This window comes from Natrononativus sp. DTA114, assembly GCF_059736515.1.
This window is the reverse complement of the sequence record NZ_JCASSN010000003.1, coordinates 273,021-295,391: the sequence shown is the minus strand read 5'-3', so window position 1 is coordinate 295,391 and position 22,371 is coordinate 273,021. Positions and strand designations below refer to the sequence as shown.

Here is a 22,371-nt window from a genome sequence, read left to right as displayed (position 1 = left end):
CTATCTCGGCGGTGTGATACTCTCTCACATGACTAAAGCCTTTGCCCAGTTTTCTCGAAGCGGCGGGGCAAACTTATTCACGGGGGACGGCGTACCCCTGCCCATGCGGTTTGTCATCATTGGTGCCGGACGGGTCGGTCTGCGCACGGCACGTGTTCTGCGCGAGGAGGGACACGACGTGACGCTCATCGAGCGAGACGAGTCGAAGGTGCGCCGTGCCCGTAATCAGGAGTTTACCGTCGTACAGGGCGACGGCTCTCGAGAGGAACTGCTCAGGGAGGCGGGCGTCGAGGAGGCCGACGCGGTCGGGGCGCTCACGGGCGATCTGAACGTCAACTTCGCGGCGTGTATGATCGCCAAACACCACGGCTGCCGGACGATCATGCGCATCGACGAGGACTACCGCGAGGAGATCTACCGCAAGTACGCCGACGAGGTCGACGAGGTGATCTACCCGGAACGGCTCGGCGCGATGGGGGCGAAGAACGCCCTGCTCGGCGGGACGATCCGGGCGATCGCCGACATCGCCCAGCATCTCCAGGTCGTCGAACTCACGATCACCGACGACGCCCCCGTCAAGGGGTACACGATCAGCGAACTCCAGCTACCGGCCGACGCGACAACCCTCGCCTTCGGCAAGCGTGGTGCACCCCTCGAGATCCCGACCCCGGACGAGTCCCTCGAAACGGGCGACCGGCTGGTGGTGCTCGCGGACTTCGCGGTGTTGAGCGACGTGCGACAGATCCTGGTCGGCGAATCGGCGACGAACCAGCGCGCGAACGCGGAACCCGGAGGTGTCAACTGATGGTTACAGCTTTCGTCATGGTCAAGGCAAACACGGGCGAGGCGGACAGGCTGAGAGACAGCATTGAGGGAATCGACGGCGTCGAGTCGGCCCACATCGTCGCCGGCGACGTCGACATCATCGCGAAGGCGACCGTCGACACGCCTGGCGAGGTAAAGGAGATCGCCGCGGACCAGATCCAGGGGATCCGCGGCGTCGAGGACACGCAGACGTACATCGCGATGGACTAAAGCGAAGTTTTGCGCTGCGGGTGCACCTACGGCGCACCCTCGGCAAAAATTCGATTAAAAGCACTCCTCCCTCCGTTCCGGGTCGCAAGCGACCCTCCACATCGGTCGTCGGCCCGCTCGCCTCTCCGAGGCTCGCGGTGAGTGCCGTGAAGCCTGCCCTTCCCCGGGTCACTGGAGTCACCGCGATATGCGGTGACTCACGCTCCCGGCCATACGGTGTTTCCACGGGGTAAACTGGATCACTCACAGTCCAGCCGTCAGCTCGAGCCCTGACTCAGTGCTCGAGTTCCTGCACGTCGTGCTCGGCGGTGAACGACTCGAGCCACGCCTGCTGTTCCTCGAGTCGCGGGGTGCGCTCGGCGTAGACGGAGTCGAAAATCTCGTCGAGTTCGGGGGCCGGCGTCTCCTCGGCGGTGTCGACAGCCTCTGCGAGTTCCGTCTCGGCTTCCTCCTCGATCGCCTCGGCGAGTTCGTCGTCCAGAACGCCCTGCTCGCGGAGGTAGTTCCCGTAGCGCTCGAGCGGGTCGGCGGTCCGCCACTCCGGGAGGTCCTCGCGCTCCCCGCGGTAGCGGGAGGGGTCGTCGCTCGTCGTGTGGGCACCTTGCCGGTAGGTCAGGCTCTCGACGAGGACCGGCTCGCCCTCGCGGGCCGACTCGAACGCCTCGGAGACGGTTTCGCGGACGGCGAGCGGATCGTTGCCGTCGACCTGGGTCCCCGAAAAGCCGTACGCGTCGGCTTTCTGGGCGATGGTGTCGCTCGCGGTCTGTTTCTCCCGGGGCAAGGAGATGGCCCAGTCGTTGTTCTCACAGAAGAAGACGACCGGGGCGTCGAAGACGCCCGCAAAGTTGAGCCCCTCGTGGAAGTCGCCCTCACTGGTCGCGCCGTCGCCGAAGTAACAGCAGACCGCCGCGTCGTCGTCGGCGTAGTTTGCGGCCATCCCGATCCCCGCGGCGTGGGGGATCTGCGTCGCGATCGGCACCGCCTGCGGGAGGACGTTCAGGTCGTGATCGGAGGTGTACTCCGCGTAACCTCGTCGGAAGAGCAGGATATCGCTCATCGGTACCCCGAAGGCGATCTGCATCGCGTTCGAGCGGTAGGTCGGCACGAGCCAGTCCGCGTCCGTGAGAGCGTGGGCGGCGCCCACCTGGGAAGCCTCCTGGCCCTTGTACGGCGGGTAGCCGCTCATCCAGCCCCGGCGCTGGAGTGCGAGTGCACGCTCGTCGAATCGACGCGTCCGGACGATATCGCGAAAGAGCGAGAGCGCCTCCTCATCGCTGTACGGCGTCCCATCGAGGTCGCGCTCACCGATAACCCGGTTCATGGCGGGTGTCTCTCCCGCGGGCATCAAAGCGGTTCCGATACCGAAAAGAGCGTCCGGCCGCTACGTTCGGTATGGTGTCGCTCGTCGCGGCGGTCGGCCTGCTCGTTATCCTTCTGGTCAACACGCTGTTTGCAGCCGTCGCCACCCGCTTCCTTCGTATTCGTCTCGAGACCCAGTGGGGGACGGTGCTCTACGTGCTCGTGTTGATCCCGATGGCGCTGTTCGTCTTCACGCTCGTGTTGAGCGGACCGCTCGGACTCGGAGCGGATCTCGGTTCGACGGAGATGGTGTTCACCGTCGCGATCGGCCTCCCGCTCGCGCTCGGCTACACCATCGACGTCTTCTGGATGCCCCACCCCGACGAGATCGACCTTCCGGAAACGACCGAGCGGTGAGCTACTCCTCGAGCGCCGTCTCTAGCACGGTTTCCACCCGTTCGAGGACGACCTCCGGCGACTGCGTCGCGTCGATTCGGACGAACCGGTCGGGTTCACCCTGGAGCAACTGTTCGTAGTTAGCCTGGACTTTCGAGAGATACGCCTCGTGTTCGTACTTGTTGGTCCGGCCCGCGCGGGCGGCCGCCGTCTCCGGATCGACGTCGAGATAGATCGTGAGATCCGGATCGATCGAGAACGCCCGGTGGACGCCGATGATGTACTCCATCGGACGGACGATCTCGCCCTCGAGGCTGGCTCCCTGGTAGGCGTAGCGGGAGTCCGAGTACCGATCCGAGATCACGAGGTCGCCGCGCTCGAGCGCCGGTTCGATCAGCCGCGAGAGGTGGTCGGCGTGGTCTGCGGTGTAGAGAAACAGTTCGGCGAGGGGATCCGCGTCGTCGTCGGCGATCGAGCGGTAGACGGCCTCGCCGTACCACGACCCCGTCTCACCCGAGGTCGGTTCCGAGGTGAACACCGCCTCGGGGTAGACGTCGTGAAGCGCCTCCCAGACCGTCGTCTTGCCGCTGCCGTCCAGACCCTCGAGCGTGACCAGCATACCCGTCAGTCTCGGTGGCGGCTACTACAATCTGTCGAGGCTCGTCGACTCCGTCGGCGCGACGGGAATCGTCTCCCGGCGACAGGGATCCCTTACAGTGTCGGCTTCTAACTATTTACCGCTCGAGATAGTGTGTACAGATATGAACGTCCTCGTCGCGGGTGGCAGTGGTTTCATCGGCACGAATCTGACCGCGGAACTGGTCGAACGCGGTCACGAGGTAACGGTGCTCTCGCGCAGTCCGGAGGGCGACGACCTCCCCGACGGGGTGTCGACGGCGGTGGGCGACGTCAGCGCCTACGATTCGATCACGAGCGCCGTCGCCGGCCGGGACGTCGTCGTCAACCTCGTCTCGCTCTCGCCGCTGTTCGAGCCGAGCGGCGAGAAAGGACACGACGAGGTCCACCTCCAGGGGACGAAAAACCTCGTCAGGGCCGCCGAGGAAGCCGGCGTCTCGCGGTTCGTACAGATGAGTGGACTCGGCGTCGATCCGAACGGGCCGACAGACTACCTCCGCGCGAAGGGGAAAGCCGAGGAGGTCGTCCGTCAGTCGGACCTCGGGTGGACGATCTTCCGCCCGTCGGTCGTCTTCGGCGACGGAGCCGAGTTCCTCGAGTTCACCAAGAAGGTGACGACCCCGTACGTCACCGCGCTCCCGGGCGGCGGGAAGACGCGATTTCAGCCCATCTGGGTGGACGATCTGGTGTCGATGATGGCGGATGCGATCGAAGACGAGGATCACGCCGGCGAAACGTACGAACTCGGCGGCTCCGAGGTGTTGACGCTCGCGGACGTCACGGAACTCGTCTACGAGGCCGAGGGAAAGTCGGTGTCGATCGTCCCGGTTCCGTTATCGATGGCGAAGTTCGGGTTCACCGTCGCCGACCCGGTGCCGTTCTTCCCGTTCGGCCCGGATCAAGCTCGCTCGCTGAAGGTGGACAACGTGGTTTCGGAAAACGACGTTGCCGCGTTCGGCCGATCCGAGTCCGAGTTGCGAACGCTGCGAGAGTACCTCGGCCTCGAGACACAGCCCACCGCGGAGCCACCGCGCGAGACCGCGTGAGAGCGGGGTGAGCGCTCGGGCGAGTATACGGGGGGATATAATACACGGAGCGGGTGACCCAAACACTTACTATAAAGAATAGAGCAGCCGACAGCGACAAATATCGTTATCATAGATTGTCGTCTTTCGAAGTCGCCGCAGTCTTGCGTTTTTCGGCACCCACACCACGTGCCACATATTCACACAATCAAAAGATTTATACTGTTAATCGCACTGGTGTCAACCCAACGGAGCCCCCAAACTAACTATGAAGCTGGCGATGATCGGATTCGGACAGGCAGGTGGCAAGATCGTCGATCGATTCCTCGAGTACGACGATCGAACGAACGGCGGGATCGTCCGCGCGGCGATCGCCGTCAACACCGCGAAAGCGGACCTCATCGGCCTCGAGAACATTCCCCAGGAGAATCGAGTGCTCATCGGCCAGGCCCGGGTAAAGGGCCACGGCGTGGGCGCAGACAACGAACTCGGCGCGGAAGTCGCCGAGGAGGACATCGACGAGGTCCAGAACGCGATCGACCAGATCCCGACCCACGAGGTCGACGCGTTCCTCGTCTGTGCGGGGATGGGCGGCGGCACCGGCAGCGGTGGCGCACCCGTCCTCGCGAAACACCTCAAGCGGATTTACACCATCCCCGTCTACGGGCTGGGCGTCCTGCCCGGAACGGACGAGGGTGGCATCTACACCCTGAACGCGGCCAGGTCGTTCCAGACGTTCGTCCGCGAGGTCGACAACCTGCTCGTCTTCGACAACGACTCGTGGCGACAGACCGGCGAGTCCGTCGAGGGTGGCTACGATCAGATCAACGAAGAGATCGTCCGCCGGTTCGGCATCCTCTTCGGCGCCGGCGAGGTCGGCGAAGGACAGGACGTCGCTGAGAGCGTCGTCGACTCCTCGGAGATCATCAACACCCTCTCAGGTGGCGGGGTCTCTACGGTCGGCTACGCGAGCGAGGACGTCGAACTGACCGGCGGTGGCGGCGGGTTGCTCGCGCGCTTTACCGGCGGCACCGGCAACAGCCCGGAGGACGGGCTCGACGCTGCGAACACGACCAACCGCATCACGAGCCTCGTCCGCAAGGCCGCACTCGGCCGGCTCACGCTCCCCTGTGAGATCGACGGCACCGAGCGGGCGCTGCTCGTCGTCGCCGGTCCTAACGAGTACCTCAATCGGAAAGGCATCGAGCGCGGGCGCAAGTGGCTCGAGGAGGAAACCGGCTCGATGGAGGTCCGGGGTGGCGACTACCCGCTGGACGAGCCGGAGGTGTCCGCGGCCATCCTGCTGTCGGGCGTGACGAACGTTCCGCGGATCAAGCGACTCCAGCAGGTCGCGATCGAAGCCCAGGAGAACCAGGAGGATATCCAGGCCGAGAGCCAGCAGAACCTCGAGTCGCTCGTCGAAGACGAGAAGGACGAACTCGAGCCGCTGTTCTAGAGCCGTCGACCCGAAGCGGTCCCCTCGATCCGTTCCTCCGACCGAGAACTCCCTCTCGAGAGGCGTCGATCCGGACGCCGGGTGAGACGCGCTCGGTCGCTACCCGATGGCGACGCCCTTTTGACGGCGTGCGGGCAATCGTCGGACGATGCAGGTCGTCGTCCCTATCGCCGTCGAGACGCCGAAGACCCGTCTCGAGCCGGTGCTCTCGCCCGCCGAGCGCGAGCGGTTCGCGCGAGCGATGCTCGAGGACGTCCTGGCGGCGATCGACGACGCCGGACACGAGCCGACGGTGCTGGCGACGGGGCCGATCGAACTCGAAGCCGAGGTCCGCGTCGACGACCGATCCCTTTCCAGGGCAGTCAACGCCCTCCTCGAGACGGCGACCGAACCCGTCGCGGTCGTGATGGCGGATCTCGCGCTGGCGACGAGCGACGCCCTCGAGGCGCTGCTTTCGGCCGACGGCGAGGTTGTCGTCGCACCGGGTCGTGGCGGCGGGACGAACGCCCTGGTCGTCCGCCACCCGGAGTTCCGCGTGGACTACCACGGCGCGTCGTTTCTCGACCACCGGGCGGTCGCCGACGAGGTCGGAGCCCGGCTCGAAACCGTCGACTCCTACCGGCTCGCGACGGATATCGACGAATCCGCGGATCTCGTCGAAGTGTTGCTCCACGGTCGGCCGCGCTCGCGGACGTTTCTCGAGGAGGCCGGCTTTCGCCTCCAGACGACGGGCGGCCGCGTCGCCGTCGCTCGCGACGGGACGCCGCGTGCCGACGGCCCCGAACCGAAGTGAGAGCGCTTATGCCCGCGGGGCGGCCACACCGACGTGATGATTCCCGGTGCGGCCGAGTACGGCGTCGAGCTGTCGATCGATCCCAGCGACCGCGATCGATTGCTCGAGGTAACGCCCGACGACGTCGACCCCGCCCCGGAGCTCAGCTTCGCCCGAAACGTCTTCATCCCGCTGACGACAGCCTGTCGGTACACCTGCACCTACTGTACGTACTTCGACCCGCCGGGGGAGGCCTCGCTGCTCTCCCTCGAGGAGGTTCGCGAGATCTGTCGAACCGGCGCAGAGGCCGGCTGTACCGAGGCGCTGTTTACGTTCGGCGACGACCCGGACGACCGCTACACCGAGATCCACGACCGGCTCGCCGAGTGGGGCCACGACTCGATCCACACCTACCTGCGGGCGGCCTGTGAGGTCGCCATAGAGGAGGGGCTGTTGCCCCACGCGAACCCCGGCGACCAGACCCGCGAACAGATGGCCGAGGTCGCCGACCTGAACGCCAGCATGGGCGTGATGCTCGAGTCCACGGCGGAAGTCGACGCCCACGCCGGCCCTCGCCGAAAGGAGCCCGGCCAGCGGCTGCGGACCATCCGGAACGCGGGCGAACTGGACGTCGCGTTTACCACGGGGATTCTCGTGGGGATCGGCGAGAGCTGGCGGGATCGCGCCGAGAGCCTGCTCGCGATCCGAGAGATGCACGAGCGCTACGATCACATTCAGGAGGTGATCGTCCAGCCGGTCGTCGACAACGAGCGCTGGTCGAAGGGGGCGCCCGACCTCGAGACGCTGCGACGGGTGACGGCGATGGCCCGCGTCGCCCTCCCCGAAGAGGTGTCGGTGCAGGTGCCGCCGAACCTCGCGCCCGCCCGCGAACTGGTCGACTGCGGGATCGACGATCTGGGCGGCGTCTCGCCCGTGACCGACGACCACATCAACCCCGACTACGCCTGGCCGGCGCTGCGCGAACTCGAGAAAATCGCCGAAGAAGCCGGCGTCCCCCTCCGCGAGCGGCTCCCCGTCTACGAGCGGTTCCTCCCGGCCGGCCTCCGGACCTCGGGTTTCGACGGCGTCCCCGCCGACGGCACATCCTGCGGGGAGCGTGAGTGGATCTCGCCGCGTATCCGGGCAGCCCTCGAAGCCGGCGACGAGGCGGGCGACCGGTACCGCGCGGTTCTCGGCGAACCGGGCGGCTGACCTCGCGTTCTGCTCGGAGACCCTACGCTGTTAGCCCTTCTAAGGATATTCGAACGTGATTTTGGGGTCACACATGGACGATGCCAATGAGAGCCATCCCCTCGAGGTGCTTTCGAACGAACACCGGCGGCACCTGCTGCTGGCGCTCCTCGAAGCAGAGCCCCAGCACGATCGCGTGAGCGACAGCACCGATCGCCGACGCGTCGCGTTCGCCCACGTGCACCTGCCAGTGCTCGAGGACGCAGGCTACGTCAGATGGCATCGGGAGCGAGGAGAAATCACGAGAGGGCCGAACTTCGAGGAGGTTCGGCCGACGCTCGAAGAACTCGCGGGAGCGCCGCGGGCGTCCGGCGACTGAGTCCCAAGACGTCGACGCTCAGTCCGCGCCGCTCGCACCCGCCGGCGGCGTGTCGTCGGCCCCCTCACCCAGCCCCTGGATGTAGCGGATCCGATCGGGAATCGGGGGATGCGTATAGTGGAACGTCGCGTACCAGGGATGCGGGAACGGGTTCGAGAGGTTCTCGCTCGTCAACCGGCAAAGACCGTCGATCAGCGCCTGGCCGTCGCCCATCACGTCCGTCGCGAAGGCGTCGGCTTCGCGCTCGTGGGCCAGCGAGAGTCGGTTCTCGAGCGGCCGGCTGAGCTTCGCGAGGGGCTGGATCCACAGCGCGCCGACGGCCAGCCCGAGGTAGGCGGTTTCGGGGAGTGCGAACATCTCGTACAGCCACGGGGTCGACAGCAGGTACCAGAGGATCGCGAGAATCGCGCCGACCCGAAGGAGTCCCGCGCCGAACTGCGTCCAGATGTGGCCGCGCTTCCAGTGGGCGAGTTCGTGGGCGAGGACGGCCTCGATCTCCGGGAGTTCCATCTGCTCGACCAGCGTGTCGAACAGCACCACGCGCTTGGTCCGCCCGAAACCGACGAAGTAGGCGTTCGAGTGTGACGAGCGCCTGCTCGCGTCCATCACGTAGATGCCGTCACAGGAGAAGCCGGCGCGCTCGAACACCCGCTCGACGGCCGCCCGGAGCTCGCCCGCCTCGACCGGCTCGAAGTCGTTGAACAGCGGGGCGATCACCCGCGGGTAGACGACGAGCATGACGAGGGAGAAGGCGGCGTACAGCGCGAGCGCCGCGAGCGGCCAGTAGGTCGGCACCGCCGCGATGAACCAGAGCACCCCGCCCGCGAGCACGACGACGAACGCGGCCGAGATGACCGTTCCGAGGACGAGGTCCTTCGCGAACAGCCCCGGCGTTTGTTCGTTGAAATCGAATCGCTCCTCGAGTACGAACGTGTCGTAGAGATCGAACGGGACCGAAAACAGCCGGAGGGCGACGATCGTTCCGAGGAAGAAGACGACACCCGTGAGCGCGGGGCCGTACCCCAGGGACTCGAGCCACTCCCCGACCGCCGCGAGCGCCCCGGAGTAGAGAACGGCGAGAAACAGCGCGACGGTGGCCCAGGTCTGGATCGCGCCCAGTCGGCTCTTCGCGCGCTGGTAGGCGACGACCCGGTCGGTGTCCTCGAGGCCGAGTCGGTCCTCCACCCACTCCCGTTCGCGCTCGATCGTCCGCGCGCCGTACCGGAGGTTGAGTACCGAGAGCGCGGTGAAAAACGCCGTCGTCCCGACGAACAGGACGAGAAAGACCAGATGCAGGGTGAGCATGCCGGAAAGGTGTCATCGCCGCCGGTTAACGGTTGCGGCAGGTGCCGGCGCCGGTGCACCGGCGAGACCTCCGCTCGGATCAGGCCGGAACGATACGATACCGGTCCTCGCCAACCCGTTCGAGGACCGCCGTCTCCCGGAGTTTCACGACCCGGCCCGTCGGGTTCGGCTGCGTCTCCGCCCGTGCCCGAACGGACTCGAGGGTCCCGAGCAACTGCGCGGAGGGCGGCTTCTGGGCCGCCCCGCAGTCGTAGATCGTGAGCAGGCCGCGACCCTCGCGCTCGTAGACGACGAGGTGGGCGTGAGTCGGTAGCCGCCACCGGTTCTCGTCCGTCTGAAAGAGGTGGTTCATACCGCACTCGAGGCGCGGGCGGCTAAAAAAGTCAGTCGTCCGCTGTCGCCCGCGGCCGGTCCTCGAGCAGCGGCGTGCCGTCTGCCTTCGGCCCCAGTCGCGGTCCGAACGGCGGGTCGTCGGGGTCGATCACCCGCCGTTGCTCGTAGTCCGTCGAGCGCTCGACCGGAACCCGGCCGATGGAGGCGATCATCTCGACGTAGTCCGCAAAGGAGCGAAACTCCCCGTGTTCGCCGCCCGCGCGGGTCGTGATCTCCTCCGAAAGGATCGTTCCCATGTAATCGTCGGCGCCGCAGTTGAGCATCTTCAGCCCGCCCTCGTCGCCGTACTTGACCCACGAGGACTGGATGTGATCGACGTTGTCGAGGAAGAGCCGCGAGACGGCGATCAGCAGTTCGTCTTCGGCCTGGCTCGCCCCGCCCGAGACGACGTCGTGTTCGTAAAGCGGGGTGTTCTGGTGGACGAAGGAGAGCGGAACGAACTCCGTGATCGCGCCGTCGACGCGCTCCTGCAGTTCGCGCACTCGCTCGAGGTGGATCGCGCGGTGGCGCTCGTTCTCGACGTGGCCGTACATGATCGTCGCCGTCAGCCCGAGTCCGACGTCGGCGGCGGCCGCCATCGCCTCGAGCCAGCCGCCGGTATCGATCTTGCCGGGACAGATCACGTCCCGGACCTCGTCGACGAGGATTTCGGCCGCCGTGCCGGGGACCGTGTCGAGCCCCGCCTCCTGCAGACGCCGGTAGACCTCCTCGTAGGACCAGTCGGTCCCCCGCCGGGCGTGGTAGGCCTCCTCCGGAGTCATCGAGTGGACGTGGACGCCGTCGACAGCCATCGCCTCGAGCTGCTCGACGTAGGTGCCGGGATCGACGTCGTACCGCTCGGGTGGGACGAAGTTGACCGCCTTCGGCTCCTCGTGTGCGCGAAGGATCTCGAGGTGCTCGTCGTCGAGCGCGAACCCGGGGTGGAGGCCCGAAACCGAGGTCACCTCGTAGATGCCGCGGGCGACGGCGTCGGAGACGATTTCGCGGGATTCGGCCGGCGTCTTCGTAAAGCCGGCCGTCTCGACGCCGGGGTCGGGTTCGTACCCTTCCTCGAAGGTGTGGGCGGCGTCCTTGAAGTTACAGAACAGACAGCCCACGTTGCAGGCGGTCGTGACGTTGTTGTTGAGGTTCGCGACGAAGGTGACCTCCTCGCCGACGACCTCGGCGCGGCGGCGGTCGGCCGCCTCGAGCACCCGTTCCTTGCGTCGGGGGTCGATCCCCTCGACGTCCGCCCCCGTCGTCAGCAGCGCGACGGCGTCCTCGACGGAGAGTCGATCGCCGTTTCGAGCGCTCTCGAGAGCGTTCTCGAACGGCTGATCGGTTTCGGGACTGTGTGCAAACGCGAGGTCGTCGTCGGTCACCGGTCGGTTCATCGTCGCAACGATGGCCGCACACCACAAAAAGAATGGCGTCTCGGCGGCTACAGCCGCTGACTCTGACCCGTCGACTGAATACTGAAACCTTTTGAGGCCCCGCACCGGCAACTCGAGTATGGAACGCGGCGACTGTCCGTCCCCGAGGTGCCAGCCGTGACGAGCGTCAAGGAGTTCCGAATCGAGGAGGCGGCGACGGCCGACGACCTCGGTCACGGCTCGTTCGTCTTCACCGACGACTACTCGGTGTTCGACTGGGGGAAGATGCCTGACCAGATCCCCGACAAGGGCGCGAGCCTCTGTACGATGGGGGCGTTCAACTTCGAGTTGCTCGAGGCGGCGGGCGTGCCGACTCACTATCGCGGCATCGTCGAAAACGGCGAGGTTCTCGACCTCACCGACGCCTCCCGACCACCCTGGGAGATGGCGATCGAGCTCACACAGGTCCCCGACCTGCCGAACGAGGGGCGCACCTACGACTACGAATCCTACCACGAGACGGCGGGCGAGAACTATCTCGTCCCACTCGAGGTCATCTTCCGCAACCGGGTTCCCGTCGGCTCGAGCCTGCGTCGACGGACCGACCCGACCGACCACGGGCTGAGCGACGAGACGTGGCCGGAGGGCGTCGTCGAACTCGAGGAGCCGATCGTCGAGTTCTCGACGAAGTACGAGGAGGGTGACCGGTATCTCTCCCGCGAGGAGGCCGACGAGATCGCCGGCCGCGCCGCGGTTTCCGATCTCGAGGCCCTCGCTCGCGAGGTGAACGACGTCATCACCGATCAGGCCTCGTCGACGGACCTGGTTCACGAGGACGGCAAGATCGAGTGTCTGTACTACGACGGCGAACTCCGCGTCGCCGACGTCGTCGGCACCTTCGACGAGAACCGCTTCAGTTACGAGGGGACACAGCTCTCGAAGGAGGTGCTCCGCCAGTACCACAAACGCACCCAGCCCCAGTGGGTTCAGGCGGTGAAGGCCGCGAAAGCCGAGGCGAAACAGGAGGACATCGCGAACTGGAAGCAACTCTGTGACGTCAAACCCGACCCGCTCGAGGACCGTGTCGTCACGACCGCCCGGAACATGTACTGTGCCGGCACGAACGCCTACACCGGCCGCGAGTTCTTCGATGCACCGCCGCTCTCGAGTGCGATCGGCTCCGTCAGCGGCCTCTAGTTCGAAACGCCGTTTAACGTGGTCGATAATGTGGGTTGTCGACCGATTCAGAAATCCTCATAAGACCGAGCAGGTAACGTACGATTGACGAATGAGTCTCAACAGCATCGTACCCGGTATCGTTCCGTTCGACCCGACCATCGGCATCACTGCCGTCGCATCGATCGTGTTGCTGCTCGCGGTCGCGTTCATGGTGTACATCGCGTTCGTCATGCCCGGCTGGTCCGGCAGCCCGAACGCCGCCGACGCGCTCGAGACGCAGAACGCCGACTGAGACGGGCGGCCAGTTTTCGATCGGACGAACTATCGACGTGTGATCAGCGGCGGTGGCGGCCCCGTGCCGATCGATTCTATCGTATGGCCCGTCTCGAGGAAGTGCTCGATCGCCGCCCGAGAGCCGCTCGTTTCGGTGGTGTCGCTGTTCGCAAACCAGCCACAGTCCACGCAGTACTTCACGCTGGATCGACCAGGGGAACGCTCGGTGCTGTTACTCATTGTATGGACAACACCCTCACGCCAGTTGACGGTAGTGCTTGCCTCAACAGGCCAGCCGGGAGAAACGACTCCGCGACCCGGGAACGCTCGGCGGGATCGATCAGTCCTCCCGTTCGTCGGCAACCGCGGTGGCGATACCGTCTACTGGCCGATCCGGCGTCACTGACTCGAGTTCCGAAGGCAGCCCGAGCTGGTAGTCCGAGCCGTCGTCGCGAACCGTCGTTCGCCCGCGGTGGACCGAGACGTCGCCGTTGAGGTGGAGTCGAACGGCCTCGAGCAGCGCCTCGGCCTCTAACGGCTGGCCGCGGGCTTTCACCTCCGCGAGGTCGGCGTCGTCGGGGACGTCGAACGCACGCTGGGTGATCACCGGCCCCTGATCGAGATCGGTCGTCACGTAGTGGGCGGTGACGCCGGCGACGCGGACGCCCTCCTCGATCGCCTGTCGGTAGGCCTCCGCGCCGGGGAAGGCGGGCAACAGCGAGGGGTGGATGTTGATGATGCGATCCTCGTATCGGAAAACGACGTTGGGGCTGAGGATACGCATGTAGCGGGCGAGAACGATCAGGTCGGCGTCGTACTCCGCGAGCAGGTCGAGCAGTTCGTCCTCGTTCTGGGCGCCGCTGTCGGTACCGATGTCGTGAAACGGCACGTCGTAGTGCTCGGCGAGCGGCCGAAGGTCGTCGTGGTTGCCGATGACGACGCCGATATCCGCCCCGAGCCGGTCGTTCGCCCACGCCTCGAACAGCGCCTCGAGACAGTGGCTCTCCCTGGTGACAAGCACCGCGATCTGCTGGGTTTCTCTGTCGGCCGGAAAACGGACCTGGACGTCCTGGCCGAGGTCGTCGCCGAGTCCTTCGAGGTCCGCCCGGAGCGTCTCCTCGGTGCAGACCATCTCGGAAGTATCGACGGCGAGATACATCCGGAAGACGCCGTCGCGAACCGCCTGGTCGATGTCCTCGATGTTGACCCCGCGTTCGAACAACAGCGTCGTCACTCGCGCAACCAGTCCGGTGTCGTCGTCTCCGACGACCGTGATTTCGGTCAGATCGGTCGTCATCGACACCACCTCCGCTCGGGTGAGCCGCGGGTCATTAGTACCCCTTCAGATCATACGGCTGTAAAAGCGCTGCTGTCCGCGGATGGGCTGCAAATACTGCCGTGCGACGCTCGCACTGGGCTCCTGGCCCGTTGACGATTCAGTGGGAGGCGTGAATGTGTTCGCGTAAATCGTCCGCGTCACCGAACTCCTCGTCACACTCGGCGCAGGTGTTGTGGTGCAACGCAACATGCTGGGTGACGCCGGCTGCCGACTGGAACTCCGAATCACAGCGTGAACAGGTGTATGCCATTACACTAGTAACTCAGAACACATTACTTAAAAAGAGTTGCTAGGAGATTCGCAATGATGGACGGCACAATTTAACAACACGAGCGATGCGTCTGTTAGGTCGACTCGAGGGCCACCCGAGTACACGGGGTCGTTGCCACGGCGTCGACCACCGCCGGGACGACTCTGTCGGGCCGACGACGCCTGGCCGGCGAAACGCTCGGCGGGGGCGCGACCGCCGGCCAGTTCGCGAGTTGGCTCGCCGACGGAGCCTCCCGTGGCGCCGCGAGGACGGTACCGACTCCCCACCTTCGTTACCGGCGCGCTCACCACGGGGACAGTCGACTCTCTCGCCGGAAACGTCGCCGGTCCATGGCGTGCGGCGGAGAACCACGGCAGCCGAGAATCCAGTACCGCCTCCGACGCCGTGGTCCGCAGGAGTTCCGGCCGCCCGCGAACGGGCGAGCGCTCGAGTTTCGGGGAGTATCCACAAACGTGTATCACAGTCGAAAGCCGAAAGCGTTTTTGAGCACGGTTGCGGGGTATCAGGTAATGTCCGCCTACACCGCGACGGTGACGGTTCGACTCAAACACGGCGTGCTCGATCCCGAAGCCGAGACGACGAAGCAGGCCCTGAAGCGCCTGGGCTTCGATCTCGAGGCACTTCGGGCCGCCGACCGCTTCGAGATCGATCTCGAGGCCGACTCCGCCGACGGCGCCCGCGAGCGCGCCGGCGAGATGGCAGAGCGCCTGCTCGCCAATCCGACCATTCACGACTACGACGTGGAGGTCGACGAGCGGTAGATGAGCGTCTCGATTACACTGACCGAAACCGTCGGTCGCAACACCACGGTCGCTCTCGCTCCCGTTGGTCGCCTCCCGCTCCCTGATCACACGAACCATACGGGGTGGTTCGCGTGACGGTTTCGATCATCCGCTTCGGCGGCTCGAACTGCGATCGCGACGCCGACCGCGCGCTCGGACACCTCGGCATCGACGCGGAGATCGTCTGGCACGAGGACGGTCTCCCGGCGAAGACGACGGGGATCGTCCTCCCCGGTGGCTTCTCCTACGGCGACTACCTGCGGGCGGGTGCGATGGCCGCTCGCTCGCCGATCATGGCCGAGGTCCGGGAGGCCGCGAACGAGGGTATCCCCGTCCTCGGCGTCTGCAACGGCGCTCAGGTCGGCTGCGAGTCCGGACTCACCGAGGGCGCGTTCACGACCAACGAGAGCGCGCGCTTCCAGTGTGAACACGTCTACCTGCGGGTCGAACGCGACGACACCCCCTGGACCGCGGCCTACGAACGGGGTGACGTCATCGAGATCCCCATCGCCCACGGCGAAGGTCGCTACGAGGTCACCGACGAACGCCTCGAGAAACTCGAGGCCGAGGGCCGGATCCTCTTTCGGTACTGCGACGAGAACGGCGACGTCAGCGAGGGCGTCAACCCGAACGGTTCGAAGCACAACGTCGCGGGCCTTCTCGGCGAGACGGAGACCGTCGCCGTGTTGATGCCCCACCCTGAGCGAGCGACCCTCCCGGACGTCGGCGGTACCGACGGCCAGGGGATTCTCCGCGGGTTCGAGGCATAGTCCGCGTTCCACCGAACAAAAAGACCGTTCGCGGCGTTCAGTCCGACGTCGTCGCCCGTTCTTCGAGCGAAATTACCTGCTCGTCGGTGAGGTGACAGGCGTTCAAGTGGCCGATATCCTCCTCGACCAGTTCGGGCGTCTCCTCCTGACAGACCGTCACGTACTCGGCGTCGAGCAGTTCCTGGGCGGTCTCGAGTTCGCCCGCCGCGAGGTGACCGGCGGAGCGTTCGAACACCGAGTCCGCTTCGGGGTCTTCGATCTGCGCGTCGAGGTCGTACTCCGTTCTGAGCGCGGCTTCGACCTCGTCGGCCGGGAGCTCGTCGGGGATTTCGCTCTCGTCGGAATCCTCCTCGGGATACAGCAGCTCGAACAGTTCCTGGACGGAGTATCCAGCCTCGACGCGCTGTTTGTAATCGAGCAGCGATCGCCAGGTCCGCTGCTCGAGGGTGTACGCCTCCGGCGGGATGACCTCGGGACAGCGGGTGTGGAACCGACACCCCCGCGGCGGATTCGCCGGATCCGGGACGTCACCCGTCAGGCGAACGCGCTTGCCTCGGTCCGCGAGATCAGTCGAGGGAATCGCGGAAATCAGCGCGCGCGTGTAGGGGTGTTTCGGATCCGAGAACAGCTCCTCGGTGGGACCCACCTCGACGAGTTCGCCGAGGTACATCACGCCGACCCGGTCACAGATGTGTCGCACGACTCCCAGGTTGTGACTGATGAGCAAAATGCTCAGACCGAACTCGTCCTGGAGATCCTCCATCAGCTTCAGAATCTCCGCCTGAATCGAGACGTCGAGCGCCGAGACGGGCTCGTCGGCGACGAGCAGCCGCGGGTTCAACACCAGCGCTCGCGCGAGCCCCATCCGCTGTTTCTGTCCGCCGGAGAACTCGTGGGGGTAGCGGTCGATGTCGTCGGCCTGCAGACCGACGCGAACGAGGAGCTTCTTGATGATCGACCGGCGCAGTTCGCGGTCGGTCATCCCGTGAACGATCAGCGGCTCGCCGATCGACTCGCCGACGCTCATCCGCGGATCGAAACTCGAGTCGGGATCCTGGAAGATCATCTGTGCCTCCCGGCGGAACCGCTTGAGTTCCGCCCTATCGTACTCCGTGATGTCCCGGCCGTCGAATTTGACGGCGCCGTCGGTCGGCTCCTCGAGCTGGAGAACCGTTCGAGCGGCCGTCGACTTGCCACAGCCCGATTCCCCGACGATACCGAACGTCTCGCCCGGCGCGACCTCGAAGGAGATGCCGTCGACCGCGCGTACGCGGCCGATCTCGTCTTTCATCATGCCTCGAGTCATCGAGAAGTGCTTCTTGAGGTTCTCGACCTCGAGCAGCGGCTCTCCGGTGCTCATCGTCCACCTCCGATCGTCGCGCTCGCGTCGGCATCCGGCAGCGTCTCGGCGTCGGGAAGACCGTCGCTCTCCGGTCCGTCGCGCCAGTGAACGCAGGACACCCGGTGGTCGCCGCCGAGATCGTACAGCGGCGGCTGGTCGCCGACCCGGCAGTCCTCGATCGCGTACTCACAGCGCTCGTGGTACCGACAGCCCTCCGGCGGGTCCGTCGGATCGGGTAGACTCCCCGGGATCGGCTCGAGATCGGACTGACCCGGGAGACACTCGAGTAGCGCCTGTGTGTACGGATGGGCCGGGTTCTCGAAGATGGCCTGGACCGACCCCGTCTCCATCACCTTGCCGGCGTACATCACGACGACTTTGTCCGCAATCTCGGCGACGACGCCGAGATCGTGCGTGATGAAGAAGATGCTCATGTTGTACTCCGTCTGGAGGTCCCGAAAGAGGTCGAGGATCTGAGCCTCGATCGTGACGTCCAGTGCGGTGGTCGGCTCGTCGGCGATTAGCAGGTCCGGCTCACAGGCGAGCGCGATTGCGATCACGACCCGCTGTTTCATCCCCCCGGAGAACTCGTGGGGGTAGTCGTCGACGCGGGTCGGTGCCTCCGGAATGCCGACGTCCTCGAGGAGCTGAACCGCGCGTTCGCGGGCCTCCTCCTTTGTGACGTCCTGGTGGGAGTTGATCGCCTCCCGGATCTGGTAGCCGACGGTGTAGACGGGGTTGAGCGCCCCTTGCGGGTTCTGGAAAACGTGACCGATCCGTCCCCCGCGGAGGTCTCTGACCTCCGAATCGGAGAGTTCGGTCACGTCGACGCCGTCGAAGTGAACGTCGCCGTCGATTTCGCCGGGCGGCATCGGGATCAGTTGCGTTACCGATTCGCTCGTTACGGATTTACCGGAGCCACTCTCGCCGACGACACAGACCGTCTCGCCGCGGTCGACGTCGAAGCTGACGCCGTCGACCGCCTTGACGACCCCGTCGTCGGTGTGGAAGTGGGTTTGCAGGTTTCGAATCGAGAGTAGTGGTTCGTCGCTCATAGTTAGGCCTCGTGTCGTGGGTCGAGCGCGTCGCGCAGCGCGTCGCCGAGGAAGTTAAACGCCAGTACCGTCAGGAACAGGAAGATCCCCGGGATCGTCGCGATCCACCAGGCGTTCTGGAGGTCGGCCCGTCCTTCGGAGATCACCCGCCCCCAGGACCAGACGTTCGGGTCGCCGAAGCCGAGGAACGCGAGCACCGCCTCGTAGAGGATCAGCGACGGGATCGCGAGCGTCGCGGCCGTGATGATGGTGTTCGAAACGTTCGGGACGAGATGGCGCGTGATGATCCAGCGCTCGCTCGCGCCGACGTTCTTGGCCGCGTCGATGTACTGCTCCTCGTTTCGCTGGAGCGCCTCCGAGCGCACCAGCCTCGAGGTCGCCGTCCACGTCGTCAGCCCCAGGATGAGGATGATGGTGAACAGGTCGCCGCCGTAGAGGTAGACGACGAACAGGATGAGGAAGAACGTCGGGAACGTGAGCATGATGTCGACGAAGCGCATCAGCACCTCGTCGACCATGCCGCCGAAGTAGGCGGCGGTCGTCCCGACGGCGCTGGCCAGCACGATGATCATCAGACAGCCGATGAGGCCGACCATCATACTGATCCGTGCGCCGATAACGGTGATCTGGAGGATGTCCTCACCCGACTGCATCGTGCCGAACGGGTGCTCCCACGTGCCGCCCGCGAACACCGGCGGCTCGTAGGCGTTCGCGAGGTCGAGTTCCGGCCGACCGACGATGAACGGCCCGAAGACGGCCACGAAGAAGACAAACACGAGAAAGATCAGGCTCAACACCGCCGCCTTGTTCTTCCGGAACTCCTTCCAGTAGTGTTTGGTCCGGCGCGGGTTCTGGTACAGCGGAAGGATCGCGTAGAAGAACAGCACCGCAATCGTGAGGGCGAACAGCCACTCGACGTTTCCGGGGTTCGGTGCAAACCCGATCGGTCCCAGCTCCCACTCGACGAGCGGCTGTCGGTGGTGGCCGTAGAGATAATCGAGGACCCAGCCGACGATGATCCCGCCCATCGCCAGCCAGGCGACGATTTTGGTCGTCGTCAACTCGAAACCCCCGCCGTACTCCTCCCAGTCGATATCCTCGAAACTGACGTCGTCGTGTGCGTAATCTGTATCCGTACTCATTAGCGATCACCGAAGTCGATTCGCGGGTCGAGGATGGTGTAACAGAGGTCCTGGATCAGGTTGCCGATGATCGCGATGAACACCGGGATCAACACCGTCGCCAGCACGAGCTGCGTATCCTGCTGGATGATCGCCTCGTAGCTAACGAGGCCGAGTCCAGGGATCTGGAAGATTACCTCGATGACGTAGCCGCCGGCGAACAACAGGCCGAGGATGTCGCCGACGAGGATCGTGATCAACGGCACCATCGCCGGACGGAAGATGTGGCGAACACGTACCTCGTTCTCAGTGAGCCCCTTCGCTCGAGCGGTCTTGACGAACTCCGCGTGGACGTACTCGAGCGACTCCGCCCGTGCATAGCGCATCTCGGAGGCGATTGCCGCGGTCGAGAGAACGACAATCGGTAATATCAGCTGCTTTACGTTCCCCCACGAGAGGATGTCGTGGCTCGTGGTGTAGAAGATAGGCAACCACTCGAGGTAGACCCCGAAGATCAGGATCAGCATGATCGCGAACCAGAAGTTCGGCAGGCTGATTCCGCTGAAGGCGAACAGCGTCGCCGCGTAGTCCTCCTTCGTGTACTGGTGGGTCGCCGAGTAGAGGCCGATCCCGAACCCGAGAAACACCGAGAGGACCGTCGCCGGGAAGACGTACTGGAAGGAGTAGATCCAGGAGTTCGCGATGACGTCGACGACCGAGCCGGGGTAGGTCGTCGATTGGCCCCAGTTGAGCGTCGCTAACCCGATCATGAAGTTAGAGTAGCGCTCCCAGACCGTATCCCCGTGTCCGAGTTGCTCTTGATACAGTTCCCTCGCTTCGTCCGCGTCCATCCCCTGCTGGACCTGTTGGTCGACGAACTCCGCTCCGGCCGCTGAAATGGGCGAGAAATCCAGCAGTAAGAACGTGATCGTCAGCGTGACCCAGGTCGCAAAGAAGGTCCACGCGATGCGTTTTGCGATGTACGCTTTCATTGTCTATGTCGGTAAATATCCATCATATCTTACAGATCCCCGCAGCCGCGGGGCGGTGGTAACCGCACGTCGAGAGGAGTGTCCCGCGTTACTGCTCCGATTCCATCTCCCAGCGGTGGATGTCGTACTCCCAGGAGATACTCGATTCCTCGGTCGGCTCGACGTGGTGTCGGTAGCCGTACAGGTCGTCCGGGAAGTAGAGGAAGTTCCACGGCTGCTCCTCGCTCAGGATGCCGTAGACGTCTGCCAGCACCTCCTGGCGCTCGTCGGCGTCGGTCATCCGCTGGGACTCCGCGAGCATGTCCGCGACGCCGTGTGGGTCGTCGTAGCCGTAGGCGTTCGCGGATTCGCCGGGCTCCCAGTAGCCCCACGTCGCCTCGGGGGCCCGCGGGTAGGCGTTGCGGCCGATGCCGGCGAGCAGGTCCCACTCCTGGGCCTCGCCCGGTGGCGAGTACATGTACTGGTCGAGCATCGTGTTCCACGGAACGGGATCGAGTTCGACGTCGAGACCGATCTCGTCCAGTTCGCTCTGGATGTGACGGGCGGTTACCTCGGTCGCCTCCGCCGAGTCGGAGAAGACGAAGTTGAGGACGACCTCGTCGCCACTACCGTCGACGACGCGGCCGTCGGAGTAGCCGTAGTCGCCCGGAAGGTGCTCCTCGAGGTGACTCTGTGCCTCCTCGGGATCGTACTCCCACTCGACGACCTCCGAGTCGTCGTAGAACTCGGAGTACTCCGGCTGGAGCGTGTGGGCGACGGTGCCGTAGCCGTGCTGGATCTCGTCGACGATCTCCTGTCGGTTGACGGCCATCGTGAGCGCCTGGCGCACCTCGGCCGTGTTGAGCGCCTCCCAGCCGTCGTCGCGCATGTTGTAGAACATGCTCTGGCAGTAGACTGTCGGGTTGTTGAACACGTTAATCTCGTCGTGTTCCTCGAACTCCTCGGCGCGTCGGGCCGGGATGCCGGTGCCGGTGATCTCACCGGCCTGGAGTGCCGACAGACGGGTAGACTCCTCGCGCATGACCTGGTAGGTCCACTCGTCCTGCGTCGGGGCGTCCTCGTAGCCGTCGTAGTTGGTCAGGTAGTAGTCGTCGTCACGAACGGCGTGCATCCGCGCCTCGGTTTCGAGGGTTTCGATGGTGAACGCACCGAGGTTGCCGGTGTAGCTGAGGGTCTGGATCTCCTCGTCCTCGTTCAGCCCGTCGCCGTCCTGATCCTCGACGTACTCCTCGAGCAGTCCCTGCGGAACGACCTCCTGGAAGCCCCAGATGATCGGCTCGTCCATGAACGAGGGATACGGCGCCGGCGTCTCGATGGTGAACTCGTAGTCGCCGGTTTCCTCGACGTTGAACCAGACGCTGTACTGGTCGCCGTCCTCCTCGGGCTCTTCGTGAACGTCGAAGCCGTCGGGCACCTCGTCGACGGACATCCGGAAGTCGTCGGCCATCGAGACGACGGCCCAGTTGTCCTCGCCCTGGATGACCTCGGTGATCGAGTACACCCAGTCCGCGGCGGTCATCTCGCCGTAGGGGTCGGACCACTCGCCGTGTTCGGTGAGCGTGAACGTGAACTCGGTGAAGTCGTCGTTGATATCGTACTCGCGGATGAGCCGCGGCACGAACTCGTTGTCTTCGTCGAACGTGTACGCCGGATCCAGCACGCGGGTGATGCGGGCTGCGGACGTCGTGTCGGTGACGCGGAATACGTTGTAGTTCGGCGCTTCGCTCCCCTGTGCGCCGATCCAGTGTTTCGTTCCACCCTCACCGCCATTTGCGTCGTCGCCGTTGCCGCCTGCGTCGTCGCCGGCTGCTGGAGAGTCGCCACCAGTACAGCCCGCAAGAAGCGCTATCCCACCAACACCCATCGTCTTGAGAAGCGTCCGTCGCTTCTCACCATTGCCTTCGTTATGAGTTGGCATATCCATTGCTACGGAATTATGAATATAAAACTTTCTATCCAGGGGACAGATCTGGTGTTTATATAATCCATCAGTATGGATATTCAGTCG

General features: G+C 65.0%; 25 protein-coding genes. 12 read left to right on the top strand and 13 right to left on the bottom strand.

Annotation, left to right across the window (positions count from 1 at the left end; all coding sequences use genetic code 11):
* The first annotated feature begins 103 nt into the window (after positions 1 to 103).
* Together AC6I6S_RS11450 and AC6I6S_RS11445 are read left to right on the top strand one after the other, a co-directional pair.
* Entirely contained in the window at positions 104 to 805 is a 702-nt protein-coding gene (locus AC6I6S_RS11450; protein ID WP_497950230.1) for a potassium channel family protein, read from the top strand.
* Positions 805 to 1,035 (top strand): Lrp/AsnC family transcriptional regulator, encoded by a 231-nt coding sequence (locus AC6I6S_RS11445; protein ID WP_497950228.1) that lies wholly within the window; start codon positions 805 to 807, stop codon positions 1,033 to 1,035. The genes AC6I6S_RS11450 and AC6I6S_RS11445 overlap by 1 nt, the downstream gene beginning before the upstream one ends.
* A 274-nt stretch (positions 1,036 to 1,309) precedes the next feature.
* Here AC6I6S_RS11445 and pdhA read toward each other — a convergent pair whose 3' ends face one another.
* Positions 1,310 to 2,356, bottom strand: coding sequence for a pyruvate dehydrogenase (acetyl-transferring) E1 component subunit alpha (gene pdhA / locus AC6I6S_RS11440; RefSeq protein WP_497950227.1), 1,047 nt, complete (start codon positions 2,354 to 2,356; stop codon positions 1,310 to 1,312).
* 71 nt (positions 2,357 to 2,427) lie between these two features.
* Between pdhA and AC6I6S_RS11435 the strand changes: the two genes are divergently transcribed.
* Positions 2,428 to 2,751, top strand: a complete 324-nt coding sequence (locus AC6I6S_RS11435; RefSeq protein WP_497950225.1) for a DUF7991 family protein — start codon at positions 2,428 to 2,430, stop codon at positions 2,749 to 2,751.
* Position 2,752: 1 nt separating this feature from the next.
* On the opposite strand, the gene tmk is transcribed toward AC6I6S_RS11435, so the two are convergent.
* Entirely contained in the window at positions 2,753 to 3,349 is a 597-nt protein-coding gene (tmk, locus tag AC6I6S_RS11430; protein WP_497950224.1) for a dTMP kinase, read from the bottom strand.
* A 142-nt stretch (positions 3,350 to 3,491) separates the two neighbouring features.
* On the opposite strand from tmk, the gene AC6I6S_RS11425 reads away from it, so the two are divergent.
* The 5 genes from AC6I6S_RS11425 (at position 3,492) to AC6I6S_RS11405 (ending at position 8,189) form a co-directional block, all read left to right on the top strand.
* A complete protein-coding gene (locus AC6I6S_RS11425; protein WP_497950223.1) occupies positions 3,492 to 4,412 on the top strand; it encodes a complex I NDUFA9 subunit family protein in 921 nt (306 codons plus the stop codon).
* Positions 4,413 to 4,659: 247 nt separating this feature from the next.
* Positions 4,660 to 5,847: a tubulin/FtsZ family protein gene (locus AC6I6S_RS11420; protein WP_497950221.1), complete on the top strand. Its 1,188-nt coding sequence runs from the start codon at positions 4,660 to 4,662 to the stop codon at positions 5,845 to 5,847.
* 148 nt (positions 5,848 to 5,995) lie between these two features.
* Positions 5,996 to 6,640 (top strand): 2-phospho-L-lactate guanylyltransferase, encoded by a 645-nt coding sequence (gene cofC / locus AC6I6S_RS11415; protein WP_497950220.1) that lies wholly within the window; start codon positions 5,996 to 5,998, stop codon positions 6,638 to 6,640.
* Between the two features lie 36 nt (positions 6,641 to 6,676).
* Positions 6,677 to 7,831, top strand: a complete 1,155-nt coding sequence (cofG, locus tag AC6I6S_RS11410) for a 7,8-didemethyl-8-hydroxy-5-deazariboflavin synthase subunit CofG (protein WP_497950218.1) — start codon at positions 6,677 to 6,679, stop codon at positions 7,829 to 7,831.
* 73 nt (positions 7,832 to 7,904) lie between these two features.
* Positions 7,905 to 8,189 (top strand): hypothetical protein, encoded by a 285-nt coding sequence (locus tag AC6I6S_RS11405; protein WP_497950217.1) that lies wholly within the window; start codon positions 7,905 to 7,907, stop codon positions 8,187 to 8,189.
* An 18-nt stretch (positions 8,190 to 8,207) separates the two neighbouring features.
* On the opposite strand, the gene AC6I6S_RS11400 is transcribed toward AC6I6S_RS11405, so the two are convergent.
* The 3 genes from AC6I6S_RS11400 to cofH all read right to left on the bottom strand — a co-directional run bounded on the left by AC6I6S_RS11400 (position 8,208) and on the right by cofH (position 11,260).
* The gene (locus AC6I6S_RS11400; protein WP_497950215.1) at positions 8,208 to 9,494 is read right to left on the bottom strand and encodes a M48 family metallopeptidase; all 1,287 of its coding nucleotides are present in this window, start codon (positions 9,492 to 9,494) and stop codon (positions 8,208 to 8,210) included.
* A 79-nt stretch (positions 9,495 to 9,573) separates the two neighbouring features.
* The gene (locus tag AC6I6S_RS11395) at positions 9,574 to 9,846 is read right to left on the bottom strand and encodes a hypothetical protein (RefSeq protein WP_497950214.1); all 273 of its coding nucleotides are present in this window, start codon (positions 9,844 to 9,846) and stop codon (positions 9,574 to 9,576) included.
* Between the two features lie 31 nt (positions 9,847 to 9,877).
* Positions 9,878 to 11,260, bottom strand: coding sequence for a 7,8-didemethyl-8-hydroxy-5-deazariboflavin synthase subunit CofH (gene cofH, locus AC6I6S_RS11390; RefSeq protein ID WP_497950213.1), 1,383 nt, complete (start codon positions 11,258 to 11,260; stop codon positions 9,878 to 9,880).
* Positions 11,261 to 11,416: 156 nt separating this feature from the next.
* Here cofH and AC6I6S_RS11385 point away from each other — a divergent pair, with 156 nt between their 5' ends.
* Both AC6I6S_RS11385 and AC6I6S_RS11380 read left to right on the top strand, forming a co-directional pair.
* Complete coding sequence (locus AC6I6S_RS11385) at positions 11,417 to 12,436, top strand: phosphoribosylaminoimidazolesuccinocarboxamide synthase (protein WP_497950211.1); 1,020 nt, start codon at positions 11,417 to 11,419, stop codon at positions 12,434 to 12,436.
* Between the two features lie 91 nt (positions 12,437 to 12,527).
* Entirely contained in the window at positions 12,528 to 12,710 is a 183-nt protein-coding gene (locus tag AC6I6S_RS11380; protein ID WP_497950210.1) for a hypothetical protein, read from the top strand.
* Between the two features lie 29 nt (positions 12,711 to 12,739).
* Here AC6I6S_RS11380 and AC6I6S_RS11375 read toward each other — a convergent pair whose 3' ends face one another.
* From AC6I6S_RS11375 to AC6I6S_RS11365, 3 genes are all read right to left on the bottom strand, one after another.
* Positions 12,740 to 12,931, bottom strand: coding sequence for a hypothetical protein (locus AC6I6S_RS11375; RefSeq protein ID WP_497950209.1), 192 nt, complete (start codon positions 12,929 to 12,931; stop codon positions 12,740 to 12,742).
* A gap of 100 nt (positions 12,932 to 13,031) precedes the next feature.
* On the bottom strand, positions 13,032 to 13,988 hold the full coding sequence (locus tag AC6I6S_RS11370; protein WP_497950208.1) for a formyltetrahydrofolate deformylase: 957 nt from the start codon (positions 13,986 to 13,988) through the stop codon (positions 13,032 to 13,034).
* A 139-nt stretch (positions 13,989 to 14,127) separates the two neighbouring features.
* Positions 14,128 to 14,280, bottom strand: a complete 153-nt coding sequence (locus AC6I6S_RS11365; protein WP_497950206.1) for a C2H2-type zinc finger protein — start codon at positions 14,278 to 14,280, stop codon at positions 14,128 to 14,130.
* 530 nt (positions 14,281 to 14,810) lie between these two features.
* Here AC6I6S_RS11365 and purS point away from each other — a divergent pair.
* Together purS and purQ are read left to right on the top strand one after the other, a co-directional pair.
* Positions 14,811 to 15,062: a phosphoribosylformylglycinamidine synthase subunit PurS gene (purS, locus tag AC6I6S_RS11360; RefSeq protein WP_497950205.1), complete on the top strand. Its 252-nt coding sequence runs from the start codon at positions 14,811 to 14,813 to the stop codon at positions 15,060 to 15,062.
* Between the two features lie 113 nt (positions 15,063 to 15,175).
* Positions 15,176 to 15,853, top strand: a complete 678-nt coding sequence (gene purQ, locus AC6I6S_RS11355; RefSeq protein ID WP_497950203.1) for a phosphoribosylformylglycinamidine synthase I — start codon at positions 15,176 to 15,178, stop codon at positions 15,851 to 15,853.
* Between the two features lie 37 nt (positions 15,854 to 15,890).
* Here purQ and AC6I6S_RS11350 read toward each other — a convergent pair whose 3' ends face one another.
* The 5 genes from AC6I6S_RS11350 to AC6I6S_RS11330 form a co-directional block, all read right to left on the bottom strand.
* Entirely contained in the window at positions 15,891 to 17,213 is a 1,323-nt protein-coding gene (locus AC6I6S_RS11350; protein WP_497950202.1) for an ABC transporter ATP-binding protein, read from the bottom strand.
* Entirely contained in the window at positions 17,210 to 18,250 is a 1,041-nt protein-coding gene (locus AC6I6S_RS11345; RefSeq protein ID WP_497950200.1) for an ABC transporter ATP-binding protein, read from the bottom strand. Before AC6I6S_RS11345 ends, AC6I6S_RS11350 begins: the two co-directional genes overlap by 4 nt.
* Before the next feature lie 2 nt (positions 18,251 to 18,252).
* Positions 18,253 to 19,392 (bottom strand): ABC transporter permease, encoded by a 1,140-nt coding sequence (locus AC6I6S_RS11340; protein ID WP_497950199.1) that lies wholly within the window; start codon positions 19,390 to 19,392, stop codon positions 18,253 to 18,255.
* Positions 19,392 to 20,363: an ABC transporter permease gene (locus AC6I6S_RS11335; RefSeq protein WP_497950197.1), complete on the bottom strand. Its 972-nt coding sequence runs from the start codon at positions 20,361 to 20,363 to the stop codon at positions 19,392 to 19,394. Before AC6I6S_RS11335 ends, AC6I6S_RS11340 begins: the two co-directional genes overlap by 1 nt.
* An 88-nt stretch (positions 20,364 to 20,451) precedes the next feature.
* Positions 20,452 to 22,281, bottom strand: a complete 1,830-nt coding sequence (locus AC6I6S_RS11330) for an ABC transporter substrate-binding protein (RefSeq protein ID WP_497950196.1) — start codon at positions 22,279 to 22,281, stop codon at positions 20,452 to 20,454.
* Positions 22,282 to 22,371: the final 90 nt, after the last annotated feature.